Annotated in this window: 8 protein-coding genes and 3 tRNA genes; 7 read left to right on the top strand and 4 right to left on the bottom strand. The window is 66.0% G+C overall.

Annotated features, from left to right (window positions below; genetic code table 11):
* Positions 1–34 precede the first annotated feature (34 nt).
* The 4 genes from GQ57_RS27770 (at position 35) to GQ57_RS27755 (ending at position 1,088) form a co-directional block, all read left to right on the top strand.
* Positions 35–111 (top strand) — tRNA-Asp (locus tag GQ57_RS27770).
* Between the two features lie 63 nt (positions 112–174).
* Positions 175–250 (top strand) — tRNA-Glu (locus GQ57_RS27765).
* A 72-nt stretch (positions 251–322) separates the two neighbouring features.
* Positions 323–399 (top strand) — tRNA-Asp (locus tag GQ57_RS27760).
* Positions 400–623: 224 nt separating this feature from the next.
* Positions 624–1,088 (top strand): GNAT family N-acetyltransferase, encoded by a 465-nt coding sequence (locus GQ57_RS27755; protein WP_031399403.1) that lies wholly within the window; start codon positions 624–626, stop codon positions 1,086–1,088.
* A 30-nt stretch (positions 1,089–1,118) separates the two neighbouring features.
* Here the strand turns inward: GQ57_RS27755 and GQ57_RS27750 are convergent, their stop codons facing one another.
* Positions 1,119–1,994 carry an AraC family transcriptional regulator gene (locus tag GQ57_RS27750; protein WP_031399402.1) on the bottom strand — a complete coding sequence of 292 codons (876 nt, stop codon included), beginning with the start codon at positions 1,992–1,994 and terminating at the stop codon, positions 1,119–1,121.
* A gap of 256 nt (positions 1,995–2,250) precedes the next feature.
* On the opposite strand from GQ57_RS27750, the gene GQ57_RS27745 reads away from it, so the two are divergent.
* Positions 2,251–2,664, top strand: coding sequence for a gamma-glutamylcyclotransferase family protein (locus GQ57_RS27745; RefSeq protein ID WP_034199568.1), 414 nt, complete (start codon positions 2,251–2,253; stop codon positions 2,662–2,664).
* Between the two features lie 123 nt (positions 2,665–2,787).
* Here the strand turns inward: GQ57_RS27745 and aceB are convergent, their stop codons facing one another.
* Both aceB and GQ57_RS27735 read right to left on the bottom strand, forming a co-directional pair.
* On the bottom strand, positions 2,788–4,380 hold the full coding sequence (aceB, locus tag GQ57_RS27740; protein WP_034199571.1) for a malate synthase A: 1,593 nt from the start codon (positions 4,378–4,380) through the stop codon (positions 2,788–2,790).
* Positions 4,381–4,445: 65 nt separating this feature from the next.
* Positions 4,446–5,207 carry a haloacid dehalogenase type II gene (locus GQ57_RS27735; RefSeq protein WP_031399399.1) on the bottom strand — a complete coding sequence of 254 codons (762 nt, stop codon included), beginning with the start codon at positions 5,205–5,207 and terminating at the stop codon, positions 4,446–4,448.
* Positions 5,208–5,361: 154 nt separating this feature from the next.
* On the opposite strand from GQ57_RS27735, the gene GQ57_RS27730 reads away from it, so the two are divergent.
* Both GQ57_RS27730 and GQ57_RS27725 read left to right on the top strand, forming a co-directional pair.
* Positions 5,362–6,267, top strand: a complete 906-nt coding sequence (locus GQ57_RS27730) for a LysR family transcriptional regulator (RefSeq protein WP_031399398.1) — start codon at positions 5,362–5,364, stop codon at positions 6,265–6,267.
* A 159-nt stretch (positions 6,268–6,426) separates the two neighbouring features.
* Positions 6,427–6,861, top strand: coding sequence for a universal stress protein (locus GQ57_RS27725; protein WP_031399397.1), 435 nt, complete (start codon positions 6,427–6,429; stop codon positions 6,859–6,861).
* Positions 6,862–7,058: 197 nt separating this feature from the next.
* Here GQ57_RS27725 and aceA read toward each other — a convergent pair whose 3' ends face one another.
* A complete protein-coding gene (gene aceA / locus GQ57_RS27720) occupies positions 7,059–8,366 on the bottom strand; it encodes an isocitrate lyase (protein WP_031399396.1) in 1,308 nt (435 codons plus the stop codon).
* Positions 8,367–8,705: the final 339 nt, after the last annotated feature.

Raw genomic sequence — 8,705 nt, 5'->3', positions numbered from 1 at the left:
AACCGACGTCCTGCGGGTGAGGGTGCAGAAAGCTGGAGCGGTAGTTCAGTCGGTTAGAATACCGGCCTGTCACGCCGGGGGTCGCGGGTTCGAGTCCCGTCCGCTCCGCCAGAACGAAGCCCGTTCAAGACGTTTTTGAGCGGGCTTTTGTATTAAAGATGTAGGCAGTACGTAGTCCCCTTCGTCTAGAGGCCTAGGACATCACCCTTTCACGGTGAGTACAGGGGTTCGAATCCCCTAGGGGACGCCAGATTCAGCGGCGTTTCGTACAAATGTCGCCGGCAGGAAGCAACCGACGCCTGCCGGGAGGGTGCAGCAAGCTGGAGCGGTAGTTCAGTCGGTTAGAATACCGGCCTGTCACGCCGGGGGTCGCGGGTTCGAGTCCCGTCCGCTCCGCCATAAAATGAAGAAGCCCGCCTTGTGCGGGCTTTTTCATTTGCGTTTCCGGTTGCGCCCATCGGCGGGTGAATCGGCGAAACGGCAAAGTGGTCGCGGTCGCCTGCGCGATTTCCGGCGCGCACGGCACGTCGCGCACCCGGGCGGCAACCCGCTACGAGAAATCCGCGATTGCATCCGCACGCGACTGCGCTATCGTGGCGGGGTGCGTTCTCGACCCCTGCGCGATGCTCGATCCGACCGACCTGCGACTCCTCTATCAGCTCCGGCCCGCGGAGGCGGGCGATTTTCCGTTCGCCGAGGCGCTGACGCACGGCAACATGGGCGGCTACTACAAGCGCCATGGGCTCGTGTGGCGCAGCGACCTGTTCTACGCGAGCTGGCGCGAATCCGAGAATTTCATCCTCGAGGCCGACGGCGAACGCATCGGCGTGCTGCGCGTGACCGAGGAGGGCGATTCACTGCATATCCGCGACGTCCAGATCGCCGCCGGTCATCGCGGCCAGGGTGCCGGCACCTACATGCTCGACATGGCGCACCGCTGGGCGCGTGCGCGCGGGCTGAACGAATTGCAGCTGCGGGTGTTCGTCGACAATCCCGCCGCGCGTCTCTATTTGCGCATGGGCTATCGGGTAGCCGGGTCGCGGCTCGCGCAACTGGGCTCGATCCGCCACATGGTGCGGCCGGTCTGACGGCGTGGCGATGCGAAGCGCGTCGATCCGTCAGTCGACGGCGTCGATCGCGTCGTCGTCCGCGGCCTCATCTCCTGTGAGGCTGCCGTCCGGGCCGCGGTGCTCGTAGCCGCGCAGCATGAAGGCGCGCGGGCTTTCGCCGAATGCCCGGCGGAACATGGCCGAGAACGCGCTCTGGCTCTGGTAGCCGAGTTCGCGCGCGATATGCGACAGCGGGCGCCCCTGGTTCAGCAGCGGGATTGCCCGCGCCAGCAACGCCTGCTGGCGCCACTGCGAAAAGCTCACGCCCAGTTCCTGCTTGAAGAGCCGTGAAATCGTGCGGGTGCTCGCGCCGACCTCGCTTGCCCAATGTTCGAGCGACTCCGCATGCGCCGGATGGGCGAGTACCGATTCGCACAGCATGCGCAGCCGCTTTTCGTCGGGCATCGGCACCGCGAGCGGCAGCGGTTCGGCGTGACTCAGTTCGTCGAGCACCAGTTCGCACAGCAGGCGCTCGCGCGCGGTATTCAGGTCACGGGCGTCGAGCGCGACGATCAGTTCGCGCAGGAGCCCGGTCACTTCGACGACGCGGCATGCGTCGAGCCCGCCCGGCACGATCGACTCGTCGATGTACAGTGTGCGCAAATACGCTTCCTCGACGATCACGACTTCGTGCGTGACGCGCGGCGGTACCCAGATCGCGCGGGACGGCGGCACCATCCATGTCGTGCCGGTCGTCGCGACGCGCAGCACGCCGCGCGATGCGTACGCGAGTTGCGCCCACGCATGCGTGTGCAGCGGGATGCGGTGCCCGGCGTCGACCCGCCGTGCGCGCACGCGCATCGGATGGATGGCGGTCGGCGCGAATTCGGGCGGGATGTCGATGACGTACGGGTTCGATACGTCGGCTTGGACGGGCGGATTCATGGGCGATACACGGGCAGCGCAGCAGCGATGCCGTTATTGTAGAAGGCGCCGCGCAAGCGCATGCGGCGGTTTGTCCGGCGATCATGCCGCGTTCAAATGAACTTTGCATGCGGCCCGGCGAATCCGGGCGACCGGCGGGGCTGCGCGCGCTTGCGCGTTCGAACCAACGGGCCGTTGCCGTGGTCTATCCGTGCTTGAGCGGTTTCGCACGAAGCGTGCGAACACGGCAACATGCGAATCAAAGAGGAGAATCACGATGCGTTACGTATTCGTCTACGGCACCTTGAGAAACGGCGAGGCCAACGACATCGGTCGCGCGGCCGCAAGGTACGGGATTGCCGCGCCGACGTTGCTGGGCGCCGCGGCGCTGTCGGGCGAACTCTACGACTTCGGCACGTATCCGGGGATGATCGCCGCGCCGGCCGGCACGTCGCTGGTCTGGGGCGATGTCTACGAGGTCGACGACCGGCTCGTTCCCGTGCTCGACGAGATCGAGCGCGTCTATCCGGGTGTCGACTCGCTGTTCAAGCCCGAAGACGTGACCGTCGAACTCGGCGGCCGGCAATACGCATGCCTGTATTACCCGGTCGCCGCGCACGCGGTAGCCGGGCGCCCGCGCATCGGGTCGGGCGACTGGGTCCAGCACCGGCGCGAGCGCGAAGCCGTCTGACCGGTCGCGCGGGCCGATTCCGTCGACAACGAAAAAGCGCCCCGAGGGGCGCTTTTTTGATGCCGTCCGCGCATGCGACCGGCTCCGGCGTGTGGCCGGCCCCGCTCGCAGCGCGCGGCGTCGTCAGATTTCCTCGTACAGCGGCAGCGTCAGGAACTCGGTAAAGCCTTCCGACGTCGACATCTGCTCGAAGATGGCCGCGGCGCGCTCGTAAGGCTGCGTGTTGCCGCCGACCGACTGCTTCACGTTGTCGAGTTCGGCCTTCGTGTATTCACGCACGAGTTCGGCCGTGACCTTGCGGCCGTCGTCGAGCACGCCCTTCGGCGAGCGGATCCACTGCCACACCTGCGAGCGGGAAATCTCGGCCGTGGCCGCATCTTCCATCAGGTTGTGGATCGGCACGCAGCCGTTGCCGTCGAGCCACGCACCGAGGTAGTGAATGCCGACGTTGATGTTGTTGCGCAGGCCGGCTTCGGTGATCGGCGCTTCCGGCTGGAAGTCGAGCAGGTTGCTGCCTTCGATCTGCACGTCGTCGCGCTGCTTCGCGATCTGGTTCGGCCGGTCGCCGAGTACCTTGACGAACTCTTCCATCGCGATCGGCACGAGGCCCGGGTGCGCAACCCAGCCGCCGTCGTAGCCGTCGGTCGCGTCGCGCTGCTTGTCGGAGCGCACGCCGCCCATCGCCTTGTCGTTCGCTTCCGGATCGTTCTTGATCGGAATCAGCGCGCTCATCCCGCCGATCGCCGGCGCGTTGCGCTTGTGGCAGGTCTTCAGCAGCAACAGCGCGTACGCGCGCATGAACGGCACCGTCATCGTGATCTTCGAACGGTCGGCGAGGCAGAAATCGCGATCGTTCTTGAACTTCTTGATCGCCGAGAAGATGTAGTCCCAGCGGCCGGCGTTCAGGCCCGAGCTGTGCTCGCGCAGTTCATGGAGGATCTCGTCCATCTCGAACGCGGCGAGGATCGTCTCGATCAGCACCGTCGCGCGGATCGTGCCGCGCGGCACACCGACCGCTTCCTGCGCGGCGACGAAGATGTCGTTCCACAGGCGCGCCTCGAGATGGCTCTCCATCTTCGGCAGGTAGAAGTACGGGCCCGAGCCGCGCGCGAGCAGTTCCTTCGCGTTGTGGAACAGGAACAGCGCAAAATCGAAGATGCCGCCGGACACGCGCTGACCGTCGACCGTCACGTGCTTTTCGTCGAGGTGCCAGCCGCGCGGGCGCACGATCAGCGTCGCGACCTTGTCGTTCAGACGGTAGGACTTGCCGTTCTGCTCGAGCGAGATCGTGCGGCGTACCGCGTCTTTCAGGTTGATCTGGCCGTCGATCTGGTTCGTCCAGCTCGGCGCGTTCGAATCCTCGAAGTCCGTCATGTACGAATCGGCGCCCGAGTTCAGCGCGTTGATGATCATCTTGCGCTCGACGGGGCCCGTGATCTCGACGCGGCGGCATTGCAGGTCGGCCGGCAGCGGCGCGACCTTCCAGTCGCCTTCGCGGATCGCCTGCGTGTCGGCCAGGAAATCGGGGCGCTCGCCCGCGTCGAGGCGTTTCGTGCGTTCGACGCGCGCCTGCAGCAACGCCTTGCGGCGCGGTTCGAACGTGCGGTGCAGCGCCGCGACGAGCTCGAGCGCTTCGGGCGTCAGGATTGCGTCGTAACCCGGCTTGATGTCGCCGGTGATCGTCATGCCTTGCGGCAGCGTGATCGGGGTGCTCATGAGTCTCATCTCCTTGGTCGGTCAGTTGCGGTTTCGGTGAAGGGGGAAGGCGGCAGTTGCGAGCGTCATGCACCCGGGCCGGGGCGCGTGCGGTTCGCGGGTCTGCCGGACGGAGCCGGGGTGGCGAGAAAGGCGAGCAGGTCGGCCATGCCGGTGCCGGTGCCGTCGGGCGGCGCGCCGAGTTCCTCGGCGGGCGCGCCCGTGCGGTTGAGCCAGAACGTCGTGTAGCCGAACCAGGCGGCGCCGGCGACGTCCCACGCGTTCGACGACACGAACACGATGCCGCGCGGGTTCGGACCGAACGCGGCGGTGCCGAGCGCGTAGGCGGCCGGGCTCGGCTTGTACGCACGCACGGCGTCGGCCGACAGCACGCGATCGAACAGCCCGGACATGCCGGCGCTCTTGATCGCGATGTCGAGCATCTGCGGGTTGCCGTTCGACAGGATCGCGAGCGGCGGCCTGGGTTCGAGCGCGCGCAGCTTGCGCAGCGCGGGTACCGTGTCGGGATAGGTGGACAGGCACGCATATTCGTCCATCAGCCGCTTCTCGGCCGCGCTGTTCAGCGCGAGGCCGAGCGCGCGCGCGGCGAACCGCAGCGCGTCGAGCGTGATGTCCCGGAACGGGCGATAGCGGGCGCCGGCCGGATCGGCGAGCGTGCGCAGTTGCGAGTATTCGATCTGCTTGCGTCGCCACAGCTGCGACAACCGTTCCCCGTGACCGGGAAACATCTGCTCGGCCGCGGCCACGACCGCATGCACGTCGAACAACGTGCCGAATGCGTCGAAGAGGATAGCGTCGGGAGAGGAGAGTGTCGTTGTGGCCGACATAGCCTTGCGCTCCAGTTTCAGAGGTCGGGTCGATTCTATTCGTGCTCGTGGAGACTAAAAAAGAGGCTAATCATCACTTGATCTTTTACTTTCATATACCTAATCTTGACCGGTTTAAGCTATCCGAAGGGCGGCCACGCCGTCCTGGCGAGTCATGGACCGGTTCAAGCAGATCGAAACGTTCGCCGCCGTCGCGGCGAAGGGCAGCCTGTCGGCGGCCGCGCACGCGGAGGGCGTCGCGCCGGCGATCATCGGCCGCCGCCTCGATGCACTCGAGGAGCGGCTTGGCGTCAAGCTGCTGGTGCGCACGACGCGCAAGCTCACGCTGACGTTCGAGGGGTCGGCGTTCCTCGAGGATTGTCAGCGGATCATCAACGACATGCAGAATGCGGAGGCGAGCGTGTCCGCCGGCGGCGTCAAGGCGAGCGGCCACCTGCGCATTTCCGCGCCGGCGGGCTTCGGCCGGCGGCACGTCGCGCCGCTTGTGCCCGAATTCAGCGTCGGGCATCCCGACGTATCGGTCACGCTCGACCTGTCCGACCGCATGGTCGACCTCGTCAACGAGGGGTTCGATTGCGCGGTGCGGCTGGGCGAGCTGCCCGACTCGTCGCTGGTGTCGCTGAGGCTCGGCGAGAATCGCCGCGTGTGCGTCGCTTCCCCCGCGTATCTGGCACGGCGCGGCACGCCGGCCACGCTCGCGGAGCTGGCGCGGCACAACTGTCTCGCGCTGGCGGCGAACGCAAACCAGCAGCGCGGCTGGACGTTCCAGGACGACGACGGAGTCGTGTCGATCCGGGTGAACGGCACGATGGAATGCTCGGACGGCGCCGTGCTGCACGAGTGGTGCCTGGCCGGCCACGGCCTCGCGTGGCGTTCGTGGTGGGAAGTCGGCGACGACATCGCGGCCGGCCGGCTCGTCAGCGTGCTCGACACGTTCGCCGCCCCGCCGATCGGCATCCACGCGGTGTTTCCGCAACGCAGGCATCTGCCGCTGCGCGTGCGCCTGTTTCTCGACTACCTGAAACACACCTACGAGCGGCCCGGATATTGGGGCGAGTAGGCCGCGCGTGCCCGCGCGTTTCCGATATGAGGGCGAACCCGCTGCCGGCGCCGGTTGCGCGGTTTCGCACACTACAATCGTAGGAGACATGACCGATGCGTCGCGGCCGGCCCGGACGGGATTGCGGCGCGCGGCGTGCGTCTGACGAAGGAGGGCGCGATGTTCCGGCACATCCTCGTTCCAACCGACGGTTCCGAACTGTCGCAAAAGGCGATCGACGGTGCGATCGATCTGGCTCGGGCGGTTGGTGCGCGCGTCACGGCGTACGCGTGCCTGCCGCAGTATCCGTACTCGCCGTTTTCCGAGGTGATCATCGAGCCGCCCGCCGATTTCCGGGCGCGAAGCGAGCGCGAGGCGCGCGCGCATCTCGACGAGGTCGAATCGGCGGCGAAGGCTGCCGGCGTCGACTGCGACACCTGGACGAGCGTGCATCCGTCGCCGTATCTCGGCATTATCGAGGCGGCCGAACGCGGCGGCTGCGACGTGATCTTCATGGCGTCCCACGGGCGCCGCGGGCTCGGCAGCTTGCTGATCGGCAGCGAGACGCAGCGTGTGCTGACCCATACGAAAATTCCGGTGATCGTCTATCGATAACGCGGCGCGGCCGCCGGCGCAAAAAAAGGGCGCGCCGGATGGAGCCGGCGCGCGTCGTTGCTGGCGGCCCGCGGGCCGCGCGGCGGGTCGCACGATCGGTATCGTGCGCCTGCCGTCTCCTCCCTGATTTTCATTCGGTCGCCGATGCCTTGCTGTCGCAGGACGGGGCAGGGCATCGGCATGGCGCCGGGTGCGCGTTACGCGACCTTCTTGCCGTCGAAGAACTGTTCGTCCTCGGTCGAGCCGTGCAGCGCGGTGGTCGACGCTTCGCGCTCGATCGTCTGCGTCACCGTGTCGAAATAGCCGGTGCCGACTTCCCGCTGGTGCTTGACGGCCGTGAAGCCCTTGTCGGCCGCCGCGAACTCGGCTTGCTGCAGCTCGACGAACGCGCTCATCTGCGTGCGGGCATAGCCGTGCGCGAGGTTGAACATCGAGTAGTTCAGCGCATGGAAGCCGGCGAGCGTGATGAACTGGAACTTGTAGCCCATCGCGCCGAGCTCCCTCTGGAATTTCGCGATCGTCGCGTCGTCGAGGTTCTTCTTCCAGTTGAACGACGGCGAGCAGTTGTACGACAGCAGCTTGCCCGGGAACTGCTTGTGGATCGCCTCCGCGAACTTCTTCGCATACTCGAGATCCGGCTTGCCCGTTTCGCACCAGACGAGGTCGGCGTAAGGCGCGTACGCGAGGCCGCGCGAGATCGCCTGCTCGAGGCCCGGCTTCGTGCGGAAGAAGCCCTCCACCGTGCGCTCGCCGGTCAGGAACGGCTGGTCGTTGCCGTCGACGTCGGACGTGATCAGGTCGGCGGCCTCCGCGTCGGTGCGTGCGACCAGCACGGTCGGCGCGCCCATCACGTCGGCCGCGAGGCGCGCCGCCGACAGTTTCGCGACGGCTTCGCGCGTCGGCACGAGCACCTTGCCGCCCATGTGGCCGCACTTCTTCACCGACGCGAGCTGGTCTTCGAAGTGGACGCCCGACGCGCCGGCCTCGATCATGGCCTTCATCAGTTCGAACGCGTTCAGCACGCCGCCGAATCCGGCTTCCGCATCGGCGACGATCGGGGCGAAGAAATCGACGTAGCCGTCGTCGCCCGGATTCTTGCCTTCCGACCACTGGATCTGGTCGGCGCGCGTCAGCGTATTGTTGATGCGCTTCACGACGAGCGGCACCGAGTTTGCCGGGTACAGCGACTGGTCCGGGTACATTTCGCCGGCGACGTTCGCGTCGCCGGCCACCTGCCAGCCGGACAGGTAGATGGCTTTCAGGCCGGCCTTCACCTGCTGCATCGCCTGGTTGCCGGTCAGTGCGCCGAGCGCGTTGACGAACGGCTCTTCGTTGATGAGGCGCCACAGCTTTTCCGCGCCGCGCCGGGCCAGCGTGTGCTCGATCGGGATCGAGCCACGCAGGCGCACCACATCTTCAGCCGAGTAGCTGCGCTTGATGCCCTTCCAGCGCGGATCGGTTTCCCACTGCTGTTGCAGTTCCTGTGCCTGTTGCTGACGCGACATGATGAGCTCCTGGATGCGGTGCGTTGCCTGATGGGTTGAATCTGATGGTGGTGAGGCGATTCTCGAAGCCGGAAGCAGTGCCTCGCGTTTCGTGAAGTCTTGTATAAGAGTCTAGGCAAATCGGCGGGAGCGAAACAGGGGCGACGGCGGGAAGTTGCTGATTTTTTAGTTGTTTTAAATCAGTGACTTGTAGTTTTTATTTCAAGATAAGAAATGAATTTTCCCATCCCGCAATCGTATGGGTTGTGCCGTGCAGCACGATTTTTTACGACGCAAAAAAATTTTCCGCATCGTGAAATTGTGGGCGGGACGAAAAAAAACCGGCGCAGGTGCGCCGGT

Source organism: Burkholderia sp. MSh2, from assembly GCF_000731655.1.
GTDB classification, from domain to species: Bacteria; Pseudomonadota; Gammaproteobacteria; order Burkholderiales; family Burkholderiaceae; genus Burkholderia; species Burkholderia paludis.
Note: the sequence above shows the minus strand (reverse complement) of the source record. Positions and strands in the feature narration are given on the sequence as shown.

Coding starts and splice junctions, on each gene's coding strand:
- aceA (WP_031399396.1), bottom strand. CDS start 8,366: ATGTCGCGTCAGCAACAGGCACAGGAACTGCAACAGCAGTGGGAAACC.
- GQ57_RS27735 (WP_031399399.1), bottom strand. CDS start 5,207: ATGTCGGCCACAACGACACTCTCCTCTCCCGACGCTATCCTCTTCGAC.
- GQ57_RS27725 (WP_031399397.1), top strand. CDS start 6,427: ATGTTCCGGCACATCCTCGTTCCAACCGACGGTTCCGAACTGTCGCAA.
- GQ57_RS27745 (WP_034199568.1), top strand. CDS start 2,251: ATGCGTTACGTATTCGTCTACGGCACCTTGAGAAACGGCGAGGCCAAC.
- GQ57_RS27730 (WP_031399398.1), top strand. CDS start 5,362: ATGGACCGGTTCAAGCAGATCGAAACGTTCGCCGCCGTCGCGGCGAAG.
- GQ57_RS27750 (WP_031399402.1), bottom strand. CDS start 1,994: ATGAATCCGCCCGTCCAAGCCGACGTATCGAACCCGTACGTCATCGAC.
- GQ57_RS27755 (WP_031399403.1), top strand. CDS start 624: ATGCTCGATCCGACCGACCTGCGACTCCTCTATCAGCTCCGGCCCGCG.
- aceB (WP_034199571.1), bottom strand. CDS start 4,380: ATGAGCACCCCGATCACGCTGCCGCAAGGCATGACGATCACCGGCGAC.